Here is an 18,992-nt window from a genome sequence, read left to right as displayed (position 1 = left end):
TGGGAGCGTGACTGACGAGACAACCGACTCGACCGAGACGGCGGTGGACCCGGTCCCGGCCTCTGAGCCCGAGCCGGCGCCAGCTCCCCGGCGGCTGCGACTGCTGCTGTCCGTGGCAGCCGTGGTGCTCATCGCCGACGTCGTCACCAAGGTGCTCGCGGTGAAGATGCTGACCCCCGGGCAACCGGTGCCCATCATCGGCGACACCGTCACCTGGACCCTGGTGCGCAACTCCGGTGCTGCCTTCTCGATGGCCACCAGCTACACCTGGGTGTTGACGCTGATCGCCAGCTCGGTGGTGCTCGGCATCATCTGGATGTCGCGCCGCCTGGTATCGCCCTGGTGGGCACTCGGGCTGGGCATGATCCTCGGTGGTGCGCTGGGCAACCTGGTCGATCGGTTCTTTCGGGCACCCGGTCACCTTCAGGGCCACGTGGTGGACTTTCTCTCGATCGGCTGGTGGCCGGTGTTCAATGTCGCCGACCCCGCCGTGGTGGGCGGCGCGATCCTGCTGGTGACGCTGTCGGTGTTCGGCTTCGACTTCGATGTGGTGGGTCGGCGCGCCGGCAACGACCCCGACAATGACGAATAACCCTGAGGCGGCTGTGACCGAACGATCCATGCCCGTCCCCGAGGGGCTGGCCGGCCTGCGCGTCGATGCCGGTCTGGCCCGCCTGTTGGGCCTGTCGCGGACCGTGGTCGCGACCTTGGCCGAGAACGGCGACGTCGAATTGGACGGTGTGGCCGCCGGCAAATCCGATCGGCTCGTGGCCGGGGCGTGGCTTCAGGTGCGACTGCCCGAACCGCCGGCGCCACCGCAGAACACCCCGGCCGAGGTCGAGGGCATGACGATCCTGTACTCCGATGCCGACATCGTCGCCGTCGACAAGCCCGCCGGGGTGGCCGCGCACGCCTCCGTGGGCTGGAGCGGGCCGACCGTGCTGGGGGGCTTGGCGGCGGCCGGCTACCGGATCACCACGTCGGGCGTCCCCGAGCGCCAGGGCATCGTGCACCGGCTCGATGTCGGGACCTCCGGGGTGATGGTGGTGGCGATCTCCGAGCGCGCCTACACCGCCCTCAAACGGGCGTTCAAGGCGCGCACTGTGGAGAAGCGCTACCACGCTCTGGTGCAGGGCCATCCGGATCCATCCAGCGGCACCATCGACGCACCGATCGGGCGCCATCACGGGCCGGACTGGAAATTCGCCGTCACCGCCGATGGACGGCACAGCATCACCCACTACGACACGGTCGAGGCGTTCGTGGCCGCCAGCTTGCTCGATGTGCACCTGGAGACCGGCCGCACCCACCAGATCCGGGTGCACTTCTCGGCGCTGCGGCACCCGTGCTGTGGCGACCTCACCTACGGTGCCGACCCGACGCTGGCACGCAAGCTCGGGCTGGAACGTCAGTGGCTGCACGCCCGCGCCCTGGCGTTCGCGCATCCGGGTGACGGGCGGCGCATCGAGATCACCAGCGAATACCCCGCCGATCTGCAACACGCCTTGGACGTCTTGCGGGGCTGAGTCAGACCTCCGGCTTTATGGCGTCGATCAGCACCCGAGTGGCGTGCGCAACGAACGGTCCGTCGGCCTGAATGCGCTCATGTAACGCGCGCAGTTGATCGAGATAGCCCTCGGTCGTAAAGCCCGGCACGATCCAGATCACCTTGCGCAGGAAGTAGATCACCGACCCGACGTCCAAGAACTCGACGCGCAGCCGCTCCATGCGGGCGTCCACCGGCTGCAGGCCCGCCGCCTGCGCCGCGGCCACCTGGCCGGCCACATCCGACGCCGCGTGCCGGGCCGCGGGCGGAGCGTCGAAGTAGTCGGCCAGCTCACCGACGGTGCCTGGCCCGATGTGCTGGGCCAGGTAGCTGCCACCGGGCTTGAGCACCCGGGCGATCTCCGACCACCACACCACGATGGGGTGTCGACTGGTGACCAGGTCGAACGCCTCATCGGCGAACGGCAGCGGCGGGTTATCCGGGGTGGCTATCACCACGACGCCCCGCGGATGCAGCAGCCGGGTGGCCCGCGCGGCGTTGGGCGGCCACGACTCCGTTGCGGCCATGGTGGGCGGGAACGCCTCGGCCCCGGCCAGAACTTCGCCGCCGCCGGTCTGTAGGTCCAGACCAGCCGTGGCCGTGGCGAGACGCCGACTCATGAGCCTTTGATAGCCCCAGGAGGGGCGCTGCTCGGTGGCGCGGCCGTCAAGCCAGGAGAAATCCCAACCGTCGACGGGTGCAGCGGCGGCTTCGGCCACCAGCTCCTCGAAGCTTCCGGGCATCGAGGCGGTCAGCTCGATTCGTCGGCGGGCTTGGACGACTTCGGCGGCCGGATCTTGAACGAGATGCGCAGCTTGGTGCGGTAGATGATCCCGCCCTTGTCGTCGAGGGTGAGGTCCTGTTCGACGACCTGGGCGACGCGGATGTCGTCGATGGTCTGCTTGGCCCGGTGCACCGCTTCGGCCGCGGCGTTCTCCCAGGACGAGGGGCTGGTCCCGATGATATCGATCACCCGGTACACGCTCATGTATGACTCTCCTCCGCTTCAGCCGAACCTCAACGTAGTGCACGGCGGCCGCCGCTGTCCCGGGAAACGACAGCCGAGAAGACACGGACGGCGACACGCGCGAAAGCGTCAGTGCCGCGCCATAGACTGGCGGTCCTATGGACAGTTCATCGTCGCGGTCCTTCGTGCACCTGCATAACCACACCGAGTACTCGATGCTCGACGGCGCGGCGAAGATCGCCCCGATGCTGGCCGAGGCGCAGCGCCTGCAGATGCCCGCGATCGGGATGACCGACCACGGAAACATGTTCGGCGCCAGCGAGTTCTACAACGCGGCGACCAAGGTCGGCATCAAGCCGATTATCGGGGTAGAGGCCTACATCGCCCCCGCCTCGCGGTTCGACACCCGCCGGATCCACTGGGGCGACCCGGGCCAGAAGAGTGACGACGTCTCCGGCAGCGGTTCTTACACCCACATGACCATGGTCGCCGAGAACGCCACCGGGCTGCGCAACCTTTTCAAGCTGTCTTCATTGGCCTCCTTCGAGGGCCAACTGGGCAAGTGGTCGCGGATGGACGCCGAGATCATCGCCGAGCACGCCGAGGGCATCATCGCCACCACCGGGTGCCCGTCGGGGGAGGTGCAGACCCGGTTGCGGCTGGGCCACGAGCGCGAGGCGCTGGAAGCGGCCGCGAAATGGCGGGAGATCTTCGGTGCGGAGAACTATTTCCTGGAGGTGATGGACCACGGCCTGTCCATCGAGCGCCGGGTACGCGAGGGCCTGCTGGAAGTCGGCCGCAAGCTCGGCATTCCGACGCTGGCCACCAACGACTGCCACTACGTCACCCGCGACGCCTCGCAGAATCACGAGGCGCTGCTGTGCATTCAGACCGGCAAGACGCTCTCCGATCCCACCCGGTTCAAGTTCGACGGCGACGGCTATTACCTGAAGTCAGCGGCCGAGATGCGCGCGCTCTGGGACGACCAGCTGCCTGGGGCCTGCGACTCCACGCTGCTGATCGCCGAGCGGGTGCAGTCCTATGCCGACGTGTGGGCGCCCCGCGACCGGATGCCGGTCTTTCCGGTTCCCGACGGCCACGACCAGGGCTCGTGGCTGCGCCACGAGGTGCTGGCCGGGCTGCAGCGCCGATTTCCCGGCGGCGTGCCGAGCGAATACACCGATCGTGCCGCCTACGAGATCGACGTCATCTGCGGCAAGGGCTTTCCGTCGTACTTCCTGATCGTCGCCGACCTGATCAATTACGCCCGGTCGATCAACATCTGGGTGGGCCCCGGCCGAGGTTCGGCCGCCGGGTCTCTGGTGGCGTACGCGCTGGGCATCACCAACATCGACCCGATCCCGCACGGGCTGCTGTTCGAACGTTTCCTCAACCCCGAACGCCCGTCGGCCCCCGATATCGACATCGACTTCGACGACCGTCGCCGCGGCGAGATGGTGCGCTATGCCGCCGAGCGGTGGGGCAGTGACCGGGTCGCCCAAGTGATCACCTTCGGTACCATTAAAACCAAGGCGGCGCTGAAGGATTCCGCCCGTGTGCACTACGGCCAGCCCGGTTATGCGATCGCCGACCGGATCACCAAGGCGCTGCCGCCGCCGATCATGGCCAAAGACATTCCGCTGTCGGGCATCACCGACCCCAACCACGAGCGGTACAAGGAGGCCGCAGAGGTTCGGGCGTTGATCGATACCGATCCCGACGTACGCACCATCTACGAGACGGCCCGCGGCCTGGAAGGCCTGGTCCGTAACGCCGGCGTGCACGCCTGTGCGGTGATCATGAGCTCCGAGCCGCTGATCGAGGCGATTCCCTTGTGGAAGCGCCCGCAGGACGGCGCCATCATCACCGGCTGGGACTACCCCTCGTGTGAAGAAATCGGCCTGCTGAAGATGGACTTCCTGGGCCTGCGCAACCTGACGATCATCGGCGACTGCCTGGAGAACATCAAGGCCAACCGGGGCATCGACCTGGACCTGGACACCGTGCCCTTTGATGATCCGGCTACGTACGAACTGCTGGGTCGCGGTGACACCCTGGGTGTGTTCCAGCTCGACGGTGGACCGATGCGTGACCTGCTGCGCCGCATGCAGCCCACCGAGTTCAACGACATCGTCGCGGTGCTGGCGCTGTACCGGCCCGGCCCCATGGGCATGAACGCCCACAACGACTATGCAGACCGTAAGAACAATCGCCAGGTCATCAAGCCCATCCACCCCGAGCTTGAGGAGCCGTTGCGCACCATCTTGTCGGAGACCTACGGCCTGATCGTCTACCAAGAGCAGATCATGTTCATCGCCCAGAAGGTGGCCTCCTACACCATGGGTAAGGCCGATGCGCTGCGTAAAGCCATGGGCAAGAAGAAACTTGAAGTGCTGGAAGCCGAGTACAAGGGCTTCTATGAGGGGATGACTGCCAACGGATTCTCCGAGAAGGCCGTGAAAGCCTTGTGGGACACCATCCTTCCCTTCGCCGGGTATGCGTTCAACAAGTCGCATGCTGCCGCCTACGGCCTGGTGTCGTACTGGACCGCCTATCTCAAGGCGAACTATCCGGCCGAATACATGGCGGGCCTGCTGACCTCGGTCGGTGACGACAAGGACAAGGCCGCGGTGTACCTGGCCGACTGCCGCCGGCTGGGAATCACCGTCCTACCTCCGGATGTCAACGAATCCGAGCTGAACTTCGCCTCGGTGGGCGAAGACATCCGCTACGGGATGGGTGCGGTACGCAACGTCGGCGCCAATGTCGTCGGCTCACTGATCAACACCCGGACCCAGAAGGGCCGCTTCACCGACTTCTCGGATTACCTCAACAAGATCGACATCGCGGCTTGCAACAAGAAGGTCACCGAATCCCTCATCAAGGCCGGTGCCTTCGACTCGCTGGGGCATCCGCGCAAGGGTCTGTTTCTGGTGCACACCGACGCGGTCGACTCGGTGCTGGGCACCAAGAAGGCCGAGGCGATAGGGCAGTTCGACCTGTTCGGCGGGGGAGACGGCGAAAGCGCCGGAACCGATGCCGTCTTCGGCATCAAAGTTCCCGACGAGGAATGGGCCGACAAGCACAAACTGGCCCTGGAGCGGGAGATGCTGGGGCTCTACGTCTCCGGCCACCCGCTCAACGGCATCGCACACCTGTTGGCCGCCCAGGTCGACACTCAGATCCCGGCGATCCTGGAGGGCGATATCGCCGCCGACACCCAGGTCCGGGTCGGCGGCATCCTGGCGTCGGTGAACCGTCGGGTCAACAAGAACGGACTACCCTGGGCTTCAGCGCAATTGGAAGATCTCACCGGTGGTATCGAGGTGATGTTCTTTCCGCAGACCTACTCGGCCTACGGCGCCGAGGTTGCCGATGACGCGGTGGTGCTGGTCAGCGGCAAGGTCAATATTCGCGACGACCGGATATCGCTGATCGCCAATGAGCTGGTGGTGCCCGATTTCTCCGGTAGTGCCGCGGACCGGCCGCTGGCGGTAAGCCTTCCGACCCGCCAATGCACCATGGACAAAGTCAGCGCACTCAAGCAGGTGCTGACCCGTCATCCCGGCACCGCGCAGGTGCAGTTGCGACTCATCAGCGGCGAGCGCATCACGGTGCTGGAATTGGACCCCTCCCTGCGGGTGACGCCGTCTTCGGCACTGATGGGGGACCTGAAGGCATTGCTCGGGCCGGGCTGCCTGGGCGGGTAGCGCTCGGGCGCCGCCGTATCGGGCCTCGCGCGGTGTCTAAGACCCGACCGGGTCCACTCGAACGATCACGCTGTCCGGCCAGAGGCTGCGAACTCTGGTGCGTCGCAGCTTTTCCCGGATCGGCAGGTCGCGGTGCACGTTGTTCACCCCGGGTACCGGGATCATCGGGACGATGTTCCATTGCCAGCCGTAGCGCCGGTGCAGGGCGCGATTGGCTGTCTCGGCCTCGTCGCCAGACAGGATGGTGGCCCGGCCGCCGAGGGCTGGCGCGCTGTGGCTGTGCCGGCCGAGATAGTCGCAGGGGATCAGTTCGACTGACGGGCATCGGGTGATCCTGCCTGTCTTCGGACCGATCCTGGTCCGGAAAACGATGGAGCCGTCGTCGAGGGCGAACCACACCGGGGTGTCTACGGGTGAGCCGTCGCGGCGGAAGGTGCGCAGCAGTGCGTAGCGGCTGTGGAGCAGTTCGTCGGGGAGCGTGATGTGAGGGTGCATATCCCCAGGCAATCACTTAGAGTTGACTTTAAGTCAAGCCCTCGGAGGTATTAGGTGTCTGGCCTGATGGCTATCGGAGAGGTGGCCCGCCGCAGTGGGGTCACCGCTACCACGTTGCGCTATTACGAGCAGGTCGGGTTGCTGGCAGCCCCGGCTCGCCGTGGCGGGCAGCGCCGCTATGACGACGCGACGCTGACCCGGCTCGAGGTGATAGGCCTGTGTAAAGCAGCGGGGTTCTCCCTCGACGAGATCCGTGTGTTGTTCGCCGATGACGCCGCCGGGCGTCCAGCCAGCCGCGCTCTGGCTCGGGCCAAGCTGGCCGACATTGACGCTCAGCTGGAATCACTGACGCGCGCTCGCGAGGTGATCGAATGGGGCCTGCGGTGCACCTGTCCCTCCATCGATTCCTGCAGCTGTGGAATCCATCCGCGGTAGGGCCTCAGAACTTGTAGCGCAGCACCCGGGCCTTGCCGGCCAGTGACGAGAATCGGCCGGCGAGCCGGGTGAGGGTGCGGGCCGGGTTGGGAAACGCGTCCACCTCCGCGGCATGCGCCAGGCAGGCCTGCTCGACCAGGCGCAGGCGCGGGTCCCACCGCTCCGGTGTGCGCGGATCGGTGAATCCGGGGTTGGCCCACACGTGCCGCAGCACGCTGAACATTCCTCGCGGTGCCAGCTTCATGCCCAGCGAGCTCAACGCCCCGACCTTGCCGTAGTCGTTGAATGCCAGTTCGCCCGTGCCGAAGTGATCGATGGCCTGTCCGATCACGCCGATGACCTGAGGCTGGGTGAGGAAAGCGAACAATCCGTCGGCGATCACCATGGTGGGCCGCCCGACCGGAATGCCGGCCGCCCAGTCGCCACCGGTCAGATCGGCGGCGATCCGGTGCTCGGCGGGCTGGGCCGGCACCACCGTCTCGCGCAGCGCGATCACCCGCGGAAGATCGATGCTGTACCAGTCGACGCCTGCGGGCGGACTCACCCGCGCCAACGGCTCGTTGAGCCCGGAACCCAGGTCGACCACCACCGCCTCAGGATTGGCCGCGGTGTAGGTGCGGACCCGCTCGTCGAGCAGCTTGGCGCGCAGGGCGGTTTGACGCACCACGCTCGCCGGAATCCGGAAGGCGGCAAAGTCGTAGTCGATCAGGCCGACCACCCGCTCAGAGAACTCGTCGTTGAGGATCGGGGTGGGGGACTGGCAGTCGAGCGCACGGGCGTACGCGGTGAGGAACGCGGTCTGCTCGACCAGGCTGAGCTCGGTGACGGCAATCGACATGGGCTCACCGTAGGCGATGGCGGGCAGCGGCATGCGCAGGCGCGATCGAGGCCCTGGTGGAGCGGGTCAGTCGCCGATGAGGCCGAGGACGAGCCAGGCTGCGGTGCCTACGGCGGCGGCGGTCAGAACCGCGGCGGCCGCGCTGGATGTCAGTACACCGACTGCCAGCAGGGTGAGCATCCCGAGCGTCAGGGCGACCACTTTGTAAGTCGGCCACGGCACGCCGGCGATGGCGATGTGCTGCCGGGAGCGCTCGACGGTGGCCATAGGTCAACGGTACGTGACAACTATTTGTTAGGCCAGCCGAAACATATTTCGGGGTGGTCCCGGCGTGGTGTCGGTCTAGGCTTGGTGGCATGCCACTGAGCGGAGAATATGCACCCAGCCCGTGGGATTGGTCGCGGGAGAACGCCGAGCAGTACATGGCCTCTGGCGGCACCGAGGGCACCGAGATGAAGGGCATGCCCGTCGTGCTGCTCACCACGGTGGGCGCCAAGACCGGCAAACTGCGCAAAACCCCGTTGATGCGGGTCGAACACGATGGCCAGTATGCGATCGTCGCATCACTGGGCGGGGCCCCGAAGAACCCGGTCTGGTACCACAACGTGGTCAAGAATCCCCGGGTCGAGCTCCAGGACGGCCCCGTCACCGGCGACTACGACGCCCGAGAGGTCTTCGGCGACGAGAAGGCGCGATGGTGGGAGCGAGCGGTGGCCGCCTACCCGGACTACGCCGATTACCAGGAGAAGACCGACCGCCAGATCCCGGTGTTTGTGCTGACCCCGGTGGGCTGAACACGCAGCTGGGTGGCACCATATTCCGGTGTCCGCCGAACTGCGCCAGAACCGAAGTGGCTCCTTGAACGGCCCGTTGACCGCGGCCGACATCGACGCGGCGGCCAAGCGCATTGCCGGGGTGGTTGCACCGACCCCGCTGCTGTACAGCGATCGGCTCTCCGAGCTCACCGGCGCCAAGGTCTATCTCAAGCGCGAAGACCTGCAGTCGGTGCGGTCCTACAAGCTGCGCGGCGCCTACAACCTGCTGGTTCAGCTCACCGAGGCGGAGTTGGCCGCAGGCGTGGTGTGCTCGTCGGCCGGCAATCATGCACAGGGGTTCGCCTACGCCTGTCGCGCACTGGGTGTCCACGGCCGGGTCTACGTGCCGGCCAAGACCCCCAAACAGAAGCGGGATCGCATCCGCTACCACGGCGGCGAGTTCATCGAGTTGATCGTTGGCGGGGCGACCTACGATCTGGCCGCCGAGGCCGCTGCGGCTGATGTTGCCCGCACTGGAGCCACCTTGGTGCCCCCCTACGACGACCTGCGCACGATGGCAGGCCAGGGCACCATCGCGGTCGAGATACTCGACCAGCTCGACACGGCGCCGGATCTGGTGATCGTTCCGGTGGGCGGGGGCGGCTGCATCTCGGGCATCACGACCTATCTGGCGGAGCGGACGTCCACCACCGCGGTGCTGGGCGTCGAGCCGGCCGGGGCCGCCTCGATGATGGCCGCGCTGGCGGCCGGGAAGCTGGTCAGTCTGGACCACGTCGACCAGTTCGTCGATGGGGCCGCCGTCAGGCGCGCCGGAGCCCTGCCGTATGCCGTGCTGTCCGGGGCCGGCGACATGGTGTCGGTGACCACCGTCGACGAAGGCGCGGTCTGCACCGCGATGCTCGACCTCTATCAGAACGAAGGGATCATCGCCGAGCCGGCCGGCGCGCTGTCGGTGGCCGCATTGGTGGAGGCAGATATCGAACCGGGATCGACGGTGGTGTGTCTGATCTCCGGGGGCAACAACGACGTCTCCCGCTATGGCGAGATCTTGGAGCGCTCATTGGTGCACCTGGGTCTTAAGCACTATTTCCTGGTCGACTTTCCCCAAGAGCCGGGCGCCCTGCGCCGGTTCCTCGATGAAGTCCTCGGCCCCAACGATGACGTGACGCTGTTCGAGTACGTCAAACGCAACAACCGCGAGACCGGCGAGGCACTGGTCGGGGTGCAGCTGGGGTCGGCGGCCGATCTCGACGGATTGCTGTCGCGCATGCAGACCTGCCAGATCCACGTCGAACCCCTAGAGCCCGGTTCGCCGGCATATCGCTACCTGCTCTGAGCCCCGCCACGGCTGGCCAGCCAGGCTCAGGGGCGGTGGCGCTCCAACAGGACGGCGGGCAGCTCGCCGAACAGCTCCGCGGCCGAGATGGCCCCCGACCAGCTTCGCCCGGTCAGGCGGTCGGTCCAGGTGCCTTCGGGCAGTGGCATCGCCGTGTCGCCCCAACCGAACCGTGCCAGCCGCACCGTCCAGCGGGTCACCGCCACCGCCACATCGTCACCACGCCGAAATCCCACCACGTGATCGGCGGAGGGTCCGGCGGCCAGCATCGGCCGGTAGGCCCCCCGCCGGAAGGCGTCCGGGAGCTCACGGCGGGCACGCAGGGCAGCATGGACCACGCGCATTTTCGGATGTGTCGCCGCGCCGAGCTCGACACGGCGGGCGGCGAAGTCGACCGGCCGGCGATTGTCCGGATCGGCCAGGCTGTCCTCCCACAACTCGGTGCCCTGGTAGACGTCGGGCACGCCGGGAACGGTGAGGGCAAGCATCTTCTGGGCCACCGCGTCACTGTGGGCGTGCGGTGCCAGCTCGCGGACCAACTCGGTGAGTTCGCCGGCTACCGGACCGTGCAGCACCGCGTCCAACCACTCGGCGACGGCGTGCTCGAATGCGGTGTCCGGGTCACGCCAGCAGGTGCGCCCGCCGGCCTCCCGGATCGCCTTGCGCGTGTAGGCGTGCAGCCGGGCGCGTAGTTCTTCGGTGACGATGCCGTCCTCCGGCCAGGCGCCGAAGATGTTCTGCCACAGAAACAGTCCCGTCGCGGCGTCCGGGCATCCGACACGGGTCTCCCAGCGCTCGAGGGTGCCGGCCCAGCGCTCGGGCAGCTGAGAGAGCACCCCGATGCGCGCTCGGACGTCTTCTCCTCGCATCGTGTCGTGGGTGGACAGCGTGGTCATCGATTCCGGCCAGTGCCGGGCGCGGCCTGCCACGGCGGTGTGGAACTCGCCGCTGGTACAGCCGAATCGCAGCGGGTCGCCGCCGAACTCGTTGAGCGACACCAGGCGCGCATAGCGATGGAACAGGCGGCCCTCGACCGCGCCGGCCACCACTGTCACACACAGTTGTTGTAGCCGCACCGCGGCTTCGCTGCCGTCGGCGACGGCGGCACCGATGACGCCCAGCGGCCCGGCCAGCTCCGGCGCCGCCGCGGCGGCTTGGGCGATCGCCGCGGGCAGTATCGGCTCGGTCGTCGCGTAGTCGCAGCGGTACACACCGACCTGGCCGAGCAGTGCCGCGAGCGCCTCGGCCAGCCGGGGCTCGCTGGATCCGGTCGAGGCGGTGACACAACGCAGCAGTCGCTGAGCGTCGTTGGTCAGGGCCGCGGCGGTCGTGGCCCGCAGCGCCGGTAGTGGGCCCACCGCCGTCGGGGCCGCCAACGCGGTCAGCCCGGGGGCACCTTCGGGGTCGACGAACAGCCCGCCGATCAGCCGCAGCGCGTCGTAGCCGGTGGTGCCGGCCACGGGCAGGCCGGGGTCCAGAGTTTCGCCGGTGGCCAGATTCTTCTCCACGACAATCCAGGCCCGGGGGCCGATCAGGGCGCGCAGCCGGCACAGATAGCCGACCGGGTCAGACAGTCCGTCGAGGTGGTCGATGCGGACGCCGTCAACGATCTCCTCGGCGAACCAGCGAGCCACCTCGCGGTGGGTCGTGGTGAAAACCTGCTCATCCTCCTGCCGCAGCGCGGCGAGAGTGTTGATGGTCAGGAACCGGCGGTAGCCACAGACCCCGCTGCGCCAGTCCACCAGCTGGTAATGCTGACGATCGAGTACCTGGTGCGGGTCGCCGGCACCGGTGCCCGGGGCGATCGGCAGCACCAGCTCGCCCAAGGCCAATGTGTCGCCGCGGCGGGTCAGGCCGGTCAGATCCCGTTCGGACTCCAGCACCGGCAAGATGATGCGTCCGGCGCCCAGGTCCCAGTCGATGTCGAAGAACGCGGCATAGTCCGAAGATCGCCCGTGCCGCAGCACATCCCACCACCAGGGGTTCTCTACGGGCACCTCGACGCCGGCATGGTTGGGCACGATGTCGACGATCAGGCCCATCCCGCGGGACCGCGCTGCCGCCGAGAGCCGGGCCAAGCCGTCGGGTCCGCCCAGATCGGCGGCGACCGTGGTGGGATCGGTGACGTCATAGCCGTGGGTGGACCCCGAGGTAGCCGTCAGGATGGGGGAGAGATAGAGATGGCTGATGCCGAGCTCGTCCAGATAGTCGAGCAGGTTCTCGGTGTCGGCGAAGGTCAGACGGCAACCGGCGGGGCCGCGCAACTGCAACCGATACGTCGACAGCACCGGGGAGGCCATCGGTTCACCGGCTCTTGCGCAACACGGTCAGTGAGCGTCCGATCACGGTGATGGCCGCTCCGGCATCGACCACCAGATCGGTGCTGCCGTCCGGGTGTGCGGTGTCGATCACCGCGGTCCAGACCTGCGCGTACTCGGTGTTGGGCGTAATGAAATCCACGCAGGTGTCACCGGAGTTGAAGCACAACAGGAAGGAGTCATCGACGATCCGCTGTCCGCGGGCGTCTGGCTCCGGCAGCGCCTCGCCGTTGAGAAAAACCATGACGCACCTGCCGAATTCGCTGCCCCAGTCCTCCTGGGTCATCTCGTGACCCGCTGGGGTCAGCCAGGCGATGTCACGCACCTCGTCGCCGCCGCGGATCGGTCGCCCCTTGAAGAATCGGCGCCGCCGGAACACCGGATGAGTGGTGCGCAGCGTGGTCAGGGCCCGGGTGAAGGCCAGCAGGTCGGCATTGCGCTCGATCAGCGTCCAATCCATCCAGGACAGCTCGGAATCTTGGCAGTAGACGTTGTTGTTGCCGCGCTGCGAGCGGCCCATCTCATCGCCGTGCAAGATCATCGGGGTGCCCTGGCTGATCAGCAGGGTCGCCATGATGTTGCGGACCTGGTGGGCCCGCAGCGCCAGGATCTCGGGGTCCTCGGTGGGTCCTTCCACACCGCAGTTCCACGACCGGTTGTGACTTTCACCGTCGCGGTTGTCCTCGCCGTTGGCCTCGTTGTGTTTCTCGTTGTAGGACACCAGGTCAGCCAGCGTGAAGCCGTCGTGGCAGGTGACGAAGTTGATGCTGGCGCTGGGGCGCCGCCCGGTCGCCTCATAGAGGTCCGAGGAACCGGTCAGGCGAGAGGCGAACTCGCCGAGTGTCTCGGGTTCACCGCGCCAGTAGTCACGCACGGTGTCCCGGTATTTTCCGTTCCATTCGGTCCACAATCCGGGGAAATTGCCCACCTGGTAGCCGCCTTCGCCGACATCCCACGGCTCGGCTATCAGCTTGACTTGGCTGACGACCGGATCCTGTTGCACCAGATCGAAGAACGCGGACAGCCGATCGACGTCATGCAGCTCCCGGGCCAGGGTGGATGCCAGGTCGAAGCGGAAGCCGTCGACGTGCATCTCGGTCACCCAATAGCGCAGTGAGTCCATGATCAGCTGCAGGGTGTGCGGGTGACGGGCATTGAGACTGTTGCCGGTACCGGTGTAGTCGGTGTAGTGCGCTAGATCTCCTTCGTCCAGCCGGTAATAGGCGGCATTGTCGATACCGCGGAAATTGAGGGTGGGGCCCAGGTGATTGCCTTCGGCGGTGTGGTTGTAGACCACGTCGAGAATCACCTCGATGCCGGCTTGGTGGAAGGCCCGCACCATGGCTTTGAATTCGGCAACGGCGCCGCCGGCCTGTCGACTTGCCGCGTACTCGTTGTGCGGCGCGAAGAACCCGAAGGTGTTGTATCCCCAGTAGTTCCGCAGTCCCAGCTGCAACAGTCGCTGATCGTGCAGGAACTGATGCACCGGCATGAGTTCGATCGCCGTCACGTTGAGTGACTTGAGATGGTCGATGATCACCGGGTGCGCCAGCCCGGCGTAGGTGCCGCGCAGTTCGGCCGGGATGCCCGGATGGGTCTGGGTCATGCCTTTGACGTGCGCTTCATAGATGATCGTCTGGTGGTAGGGCGTGCACGGTGACCGATCGGCGGCCCAATCGAAGTAGGGGTTGATCACCACGCTGGTCATGGTGTGGCCCAGGGAGTCCTGCGCCGGGGGCGCAGCACCGCTGTCGGGATCGGCCGGATCGTAGGAGAACAGCTGCGGACCGAAGTCGAAGGCACCGTGGAAGGCTTTCCCATACGGGTCCAGCAGTAGTTTGCTCGGATCGCAGCGCTGTCCCGCGGACGGGTTGAAAGGTCCGTGCACCCGGAAGCCGTAATGCTGCCCGGGCCCGACGCCGGGCAGGTAGGCGTGCCAGACGTAGCCGTCCACCTCATCGAGGCCGATGCGGGTCTCGGTGTGGTCGCGGTCGTCGATCAGGCAGAGTTCGACATGCTCGGCGACTTCGGAGAACACCGCGAAGTTGGTGCCGGCTCCGTCGTAGACCGCGCCGAGGGGGTAGCTGTTGCCGGGCCAGACCGTGGGCGCGGCGGGCTCCGGGGTGGGCGCGGGTACCGGCTCAGCCGACGACATCGCTTGACCTTATCCGGTTGTGCGCCGTCTGCCGCCGAGCGTGTCCGGGCTCACCACCAACCGGTGGCCGCACCCATCTGACGGCCGAGCTCGCCGGTCATGGTGCGCATGTAAGTCGCCGACAGGTGATGAGAGTCGTGATAGATCAGCACATTCCCCTCGACAGCCCGGCAGATCTCCTTGTCGCAGACGGCGTCGGACAGGTCCAACGGCTTGAGCAGCGGGAATCTGCCGACGAAGTCCAGGGTCGGATTGCGCTCGACGAGCACCTCGGAGCGTTTGACGCCGCACGATTCCGCATCGCCGCCCGAAGCCAGGCAGTCCGCCGGCTGGTACGGGTCGCCGTCGTGCAGCAGCCACGGGGTGTCGCGGACTCCCAGGATGGGAATGTGATTGTCCGACAATTGCTTCCAGATGCCGATGTAGGTCGCGGGCATCACGTCGCCGGGTTTGATGTTCCACGGCCGGGTGGCGGTGGTGAAGACGAAGTCGGGGTGGTCGGCGACCAACCTGTCCATGGTCTTGAGCACCCACTGGTAGCACTGCGGGTAGGGGGCGTTGCTGCCCATCACCAGCGGCACCTTTTCGGTGGACAGTGGGCAGCCCATCTTGAGGTAGGTGACCACCTTGAAGTGGTGGCGCTGGCCGAGGATGTCCAGCGCGGACAGCCAGTGTTCGGCGTGCGATCCGCCGGCGAGCGCCACCGTCCGGGTGGCCTCCGGGTCGCCGTAGACACAGTTGATCAGGTTCGGATCGGTGAAGGTGCTGATGCAGCCGTCCCGGGTGGAGCGCGGCAGGTCCTTCTTGGCCTCCAGGATGGTGGGGCGCATCCGAAGCTTGGGCACCCGACGGTGTTTGAGCAGGGCACGGGCCCCGGGGTAGTCGTCCTTGCTGAGCTTGACCAGTTCGGTGCCGCTCGCGCGCTGCACGGTGACGTGCTCTCGCCAGGAGAAGGACGTCGCCGTCAGTGCAACACCGAGCAGCACCACGGTCGAGCCCAGCACCGATGTCGGGCGGCGCCACCAGCCCGCGGCGGGCCTGCGCCACCGTGGCCGCACCACCGGAGCCGCGCCGGCGGCCGGCTTGCGCGAGCGCAGCGGGTCCTCGACGAACCGCATGGTCAGGTAGGCCAACACGGTGGACAGCAGCAGGATCAGCGCGCCGTCCAGCAGGCCCGCCTCCCGATTCCCGCTGTAGGACAGCCAGAAGATCAGCAGCGGCCAGTGCCACAGGTACAGCGAGTAGGCCATCGAACCCAGCGTCACCAGTGGGGCCGCCGCCAACCATCGGTTGGGCCAGGGCAGCTGGGCGCTGGTGCTGGGCTGCGCCTGGCGGTTGGCCCCGGCAAGGATGAACGCCACGGTGGCGCCCACCGGCACCAATGCCCACGGTCCGGGGAATTCGCGCACCCCTTCGATCAGTGCCCCGCAGCTCAGGATGGCTGCCAGTGCCACGGTAGCCACGGCGGTCCGCAGCCACATCGGCCAACGGATGTAGGGCACCAGCGCACCGATGAGTGCGCCGAGCAACAGCTCCCAGGCGCGGGCGAAGCTGTTGTAGTAGGCCAGCGACTGATTGTCCTGATGCGCGATGATCGCGTACCAGAATGAGGCCGTTGTCAGTGCGATCAGCAACATGACGAAGGCTGTCCGCAGATGCGAGCCGAGCGCGCGCCGGAACAGGTAGGCGAACCCGAAGATGAGCAGCAGGAAGCTGATGTAGAACTGGCCCTGGACCGACATCGACCAGATGTGCTGCAGGGGACTGACCGCCTCACCGGCCTGCAGGTAGTCGGCGGCGCTGCGGGCCAGTTCCCAGTTCTGGTAGTAACCGAGGCTGGCCAGACTCTGGTCGGCGAAGGCCTCCCAACGGGTCTGCGGCTGTATCCAGATGGTGAGCAGCGCGCAGGCGGCCAGCACCACCACCAGGGCGGGCAGCAGCCGGCGAACCAGACGGGTCACGTCGGGGATCGGCGACAGCGACGATGTCGGCTTCAGCGCGACCCGCAGCAGCTTGCCTCCGAAGAAGAAACCCGAGAGCGCCAGAAAGACATCCACCCCGCCGGACACCCGCCCGAACCAGACGTGAAAGACCGCCACCAACGCGATCGCGACGCCACGCAGACCGTCCAGGTCGTGGCGGTAGAAGCCCTCTTTGCGCGTGCCCATCGCGGTGGCCGACGCAGGCGTCGGAACGGATCCGGATGCGGGTCCCGCAACAGGTGTTACCGCCGTTCGGGGCGGGGACAGGGCAATCATGATCGCCCGACAATCTACCTAACGGCCTGGCAAAACCGCATTCTCAAGCGCTGTGATGTCGCCCGAGTCGGTCGTCAGGGCAGTACGCGGGTCAGGTACGGCACCATGTTTGAGGTGCGGGCCGGGGACACGGCGACAGCTGGGCTGGTGCCCTCGATCATCTGGTTGTTACCCAGATACAGCGCAACACTCTGCGTTCCGCCGGGGCCGTAGCACAGCAGGTCGCCGGGGCGAGCCTGCGCCGGCGGCACCTTCTGCCCGACGCTGCACTGCTCGCCCGAGGTGCGCGGCATCCTGATGCCGGCGCCGGCGTAGGCGTACTGGATCAGCCCGGACGCATCGAATCCCACGGTGGTGGTGTCCGGGATCTCCTCGGAGGGCCCGAGCGTGGTCCCTGGCAGGCCTGGCAGCCCGGGGGTGGCGCCGGCGGCCGGTACCGGTCCGGTGGGGAGGCCGGCGCGGCCGATGTCGGTCAGTGAGCTGCGGGTGGTCGCCGCACGGGCTCGTGCACTGTTGGTGGGCCCGTTGACGTCGCCGCCGCCATAGACGAAGGGGACCCCGCGCTGGGACAGCGCACGTTGGATCACGCGTTCGATGAGCTGGTTCTGGCCGGTCTGGGACAGCGGGTCGGCGTACGCGGGCGCAGCACTGAGCGCGGGGGCCAGTGTCGCCGCCAGTGCGATCGCGGTGGCGCAGACGCGTTTCATAGGAACAAACCCCTTCTCGGCCGATAATCACGGCAGTATCACTCGTCACTTCTGTCACAGAGACTACCGGCGAATACGCGCCGCCTACGGCCACGGGAGAGAAATTGCGCAACCTGTGACCCAACGGTTACGCCCGGGCCCACTACTGTCCTCAGGCATGCCCGCGTTGAGTCCCGACCAGATCAGCGCCATCGATGCCGCGCACCTGTGGCACCCCTACAGCACGATCGGCGCCGAGTCCTGGGCTCCGCGCGTGGCGCTGGCCGCCCGCGGCGCATACCTGACCCTGTCCCTCGCCGGTGCGCCGACCGACGTGCTTGATGCCATGAGTTCGTGGTGGACCGCCATCCACGGTCACGGCCACCCCGAACTCGACGCCGCGCTGTCCGCACAACTGCAGAACATGAGTCACGTCATGTTCGGCGGACTCACCCACGAGCCCGCAGCACGGCTGGCGCAGCTGCTTGTGGAGATCACCCCGGCCGGGCTCGACACGGTGTTCTTCTCCGACTCTGGATCGGTGTCGGTCGAAGTCGCGGTCAAGATGGCGCTGCAGTACTGGCGTGCGCGCGGCCGCCCGGCCAAACATCGGCTGATGACCTGGCGCGGCGGCTACCACGGCGACACATTCACTCCGATGAGCGTCTGCGACCCCGAGGGCGGGATGCATTCGCTGTGGCGTGATGTCTTGGTGGCCCAGCTCTTCGCCCCGCAGGTACCGCGCGACTATGACCCGGACTACAGCGCGGCGTTCGACGCGCAGCTCGAGCGGCATCGTGACGAGGTGGCGGCGGTGATCGTCGAACCGGTGGTGCAGGGTGCCGGCGGGATGCGCTTCCACGATCCGCGCTACCTGGCGGATCTGCGCGAGGCCTGCACCCGCCACGGCGTGCTGCTGATCTTCGACGAGATCGCGACCGGTTTCGGCCGTACCGGCGAGCTCTTCGCCGCCGACCACGCCGGCGTCAGCCCCGACATCATGTGTGTCGGCAAGGCCCTGACCGGCGGCTACCTCAGCCTGGCCGCCACCTTGTGCAGCACCGAGATCGCCCACACCATCAGCGGCGGCGAGGCCGGCGCGCTGATGCACGGCCCCACCTTCATGGCCAATCCGCTGGCCTGCGCCGTCTCGGTCGCCAGCACGGAGCTGTTGCTGGGCCACGATTGGCGTGCTGCGGTGGCGGGCATCAGCGAGGGAATGTCGGCCGCCCTGGCGCCCGCCCGTGAGCTGCCCGGGGTGGCCGATGTGCGGGTTTGCGGTGCCATCGGTGTCATCGAATGCCGCGCACCGGTAGACCTGGCCGTTGCCACCGAGACCGCGCTGGCCCACGGGGTGTGGCTACGCCCGTTCCGCAACCTGATCTACGCCATGCCGCCCTATGTCTGCACACCCGAGGAGATCGCCCGGATCGGCAGCGCGATGGTGAGCGCGGTGCATGCCTTAGCCTGAA

Annotated in this window: 16 protein-coding genes; 7 read left to right on the top strand and 9 right to left on the bottom strand. The window is 67.2% G+C overall.

Going from position 1 to position 18,992, the window contains the following annotated elements; translation table 11 throughout:
* The first annotated feature begins 7 nt into the window (after window positions 1-7).
* Complete coding sequence (gene lspA, locus BST15_RS04415; protein ID WP_046188215.1) at window positions 8-592, top strand: signal peptidase II; 585 nt, start codon at window positions 8-10, stop codon at window positions 590-592.
* 13 nt (window positions 593-605) lie between these two features.
* Window positions 606-1,526, top strand: a complete 921-nt coding sequence (locus BST15_RS04410) for an RluA family pseudouridine synthase (protein WP_046188216.1) — start codon at window positions 606-608, stop codon at window positions 1,524-1,526.
* Window position 1,527: 1 nt separating this feature from the next.
* Here BST15_RS04410 and BST15_RS04405 read toward each other — a convergent pair whose 3' ends face one another.
* Entirely contained in the window at window positions 1,528-2,289 is a 762-nt protein-coding gene (locus tag BST15_RS04405; RefSeq protein WP_207572044.1) for a class I SAM-dependent methyltransferase, read from the bottom strand.
* Between the two features lie 8 nt (window positions 2,290-2,297).
* Window positions 2,298-2,534, bottom strand: a complete 237-nt coding sequence (locus BST15_RS04400; protein WP_024443139.1) for a dodecin family protein — start codon at window positions 2,532-2,534, stop codon at window positions 2,298-2,300.
* Window positions 2,535-2,671: 137 nt separating this feature from the next.
* On the opposite strand from BST15_RS04400, the gene dnaE reads away from it, so the two are divergent.
* On the top strand, window positions 2,672-6,223 hold the full coding sequence (dnaE, locus tag BST15_RS04395; RefSeq protein WP_046188218.1) for a DNA polymerase III subunit alpha: 3,552 nt from the start codon (window positions 2,672-2,674) through the stop codon (window positions 6,221-6,223).
* Window positions 6,224-6,259: 36 nt separating this feature from the next.
* On the opposite strand, the gene BST15_RS04390 is transcribed toward dnaE, so the two are convergent.
* Complete coding sequence (locus BST15_RS04390) at window positions 6,260-6,718, bottom strand: PPOX class F420-dependent oxidoreductase (protein WP_046188219.1); 459 nt, start codon at window positions 6,716-6,718, stop codon at window positions 6,260-6,262.
* A gap of 63 nt (window positions 6,719-6,781) precedes the next feature.
* On the opposite strand from BST15_RS04390, the gene BST15_RS04385 reads away from it, so the two are divergent.
* Complete coding sequence (locus BST15_RS04385) at window positions 6,782-7,153, top strand: helix-turn-helix domain-containing protein (RefSeq protein WP_109370714.1); 372 nt, start codon at window positions 6,782-6,784, stop codon at window positions 7,151-7,153.
* 4 nt (window positions 7,154-7,157) lie between these two features.
* Here BST15_RS04385 and BST15_RS04380 read toward each other — a convergent pair whose 3' ends face one another.
* A complete protein-coding gene (locus BST15_RS04380; protein ID WP_046188278.1) occupies window positions 7,158-7,991 on the bottom strand; it encodes a class I SAM-dependent methyltransferase in 834 nt (277 codons plus the stop codon).
* Window positions 7,992-8,057: 66 nt separating this feature from the next.
* Window positions 8,058-8,258, bottom strand: coding sequence for a hypothetical protein (locus BST15_RS04375; RefSeq protein ID WP_046188221.1), 201 nt, complete (start codon window positions 8,256-8,258; stop codon window positions 8,058-8,060).
* Window positions 8,259-8,347: 89 nt separating this feature from the next.
* Here BST15_RS04375 and BST15_RS04370 point away from each other — a divergent pair, with 89 nt between their 5' ends.
* Window positions 8,348-8,785, top strand: a complete 438-nt coding sequence (locus BST15_RS04370) for a nitroreductase family deazaflavin-dependent oxidoreductase (protein ID WP_046188222.1) — start codon at window positions 8,348-8,350, stop codon at window positions 8,783-8,785.
* Between the two features lie 28 nt (window positions 8,786-8,813).
* Window positions 8,814-10,103 carry a threonine ammonia-lyase IlvA gene (gene ilvA / locus BST15_RS04365; protein ID WP_046188223.1) on the top strand — a complete coding sequence of 430 codons (1,290 nt, stop codon included), beginning with the start codon at window positions 8,814-8,816 and terminating at the stop codon, window positions 10,101-10,103.
* A gap of 26 nt (window positions 10,104-10,129) precedes the next feature.
* Here ilvA and treY read toward each other — a convergent pair whose 3' ends face one another.
* The 4 genes from treY to ripD all read right to left on the bottom strand — a co-directional run bounded on the left by treY (window position 10,130) and on the right by ripD (window position 17,541).
* The gene (treY, locus tag BST15_RS04360; RefSeq protein WP_046188224.1) at window positions 10,130-12,403 is read right to left on the bottom strand and encodes a malto-oligosyltrehalose synthase; all 2,274 of its coding nucleotides are present in this window, start codon (window positions 12,401-12,403) and stop codon (window positions 10,130-10,132) included.
* A 4-nt stretch (window positions 12,404-12,407) separates the two neighbouring features.
* Window positions 12,408-14,576: a glycogen debranching protein GlgX gene (gene glgX, locus BST15_RS04355; protein ID WP_046188225.1), complete on the bottom strand. Its 2,169-nt coding sequence runs from the start codon at window positions 14,574-14,576 to the stop codon at window positions 12,408-12,410.
* 50 nt (window positions 14,577-14,626) lie between these two features.
* Entirely contained in the window at window positions 14,627-16,834 is a 2,208-nt protein-coding gene (locus BST15_RS04350; protein ID WP_198528283.1) for an acyltransferase family protein, read from the bottom strand.
* Between the two features lie 74 nt (window positions 16,835-16,908).
* Entirely contained in the window at window positions 16,909-17,541 is a 633-nt protein-coding gene (ripD, locus tag BST15_RS04345; RefSeq protein ID WP_046188227.1) for an NlpC/P60 family peptidoglycan-binding protein RipD, read from the bottom strand.
* A 157-nt stretch (window positions 17,542-17,698) separates the two neighbouring features.
* Here ripD and BST15_RS04340 point away from each other — a divergent pair, with 157 nt between their 5' ends.
* Window positions 17,699-18,991 (top strand): adenosylmethionine--8-amino-7-oxononanoate transaminase, encoded by a 1,293-nt coding sequence (locus tag BST15_RS04340; protein WP_046188228.1) that lies wholly within the window; start codon window positions 17,699-17,701, stop codon window positions 18,989-18,991.
* Window position 18,992 lies beyond the last annotated feature (1 nt).

The organism is Mycolicibacter arupensis, from assembly GCF_002086515.1.
Lineage (GTDB): Bacteria > Actinomycetota > Actinomycetes > Mycobacteriales > Mycobacteriaceae > Mycobacterium > Mycobacterium arupense.
This window is presented reverse-complemented; position numbering and strand designations above follow the sequence as displayed.

Coding starts and splice junctions, on each gene's coding strand:
- BST15_RS04405 (WP_207572044.1), bottom strand. CDS start 2,289: ATGCCCGGAAGCTTCGAGGAGCTGGTGGCCGAAGCCGCCGCTGCACCC.
- BST15_RS04400 (WP_024443139.1), bottom strand. CDS start 2,534: ATGAGCGTGTACCGGGTGATCGATATCATCGGGACCAGCCCCTCGTCC.
- dnaE (WP_046188218.1), top strand. CDS start 2,672: ATGGACAGTTCATCGTCGCGGTCCTTCGTGCACCTGCATAACCACACC.
- BST15_RS04390 (WP_046188219.1), bottom strand. CDS start 6,718: ATGCACCCTCACATCACGCTCCCCGACGAACTGCTCCACAGCCGCTAC.
- BST15_RS04380 (WP_046188278.1), bottom strand. CDS start 7,991: ATGTCGATTGCCGTCACCGAGCTCAGCCTGGTCGAGCAGACCGCGTTC.
- BST15_RS04375 (WP_046188221.1), bottom strand. CDS start 8,258: ATGGCCACCGTCGAGCGCTCCCGGCAGCACATCGCCATCGCCGGCGTG.
- BST15_RS04370 (WP_046188222.1), top strand. CDS start 8,348: ATGCCACTGAGCGGAGAATATGCACCCAGCCCGTGGGATTGGTCGCGG.
- treY (WP_046188224.1), bottom strand. CDS start 12,403: ATGGCCTCCCCGGTGCTGTCGACGTATCGGTTGCAGTTGCGCGGCCCC.
- glgX (WP_046188225.1), bottom strand. CDS start 14,576: ATGTCGTCGGCTGAGCCGGTACCCGCGCCCACCCCGGAGCCCGCCGCG.
- BST15_RS04350 (WP_198528283.1), bottom strand. CDS start 16,834: ATGATTGCCCTGTCCCCGCCCCGAACGGCGGTAACACCTGTTGCGGGA.
- ripD (WP_046188227.1), bottom strand. CDS start 17,541: ATGAAACGCGTCTGCGCCACCGCGATCGCACTGGCGGCGACACTGGCC.
- BST15_RS04340 (WP_046188228.1), top strand. CDS start 17,699: ATGCCCGCGTTGAGTCCCGACCAGATCAGCGCCATCGATGCCGCGCAC.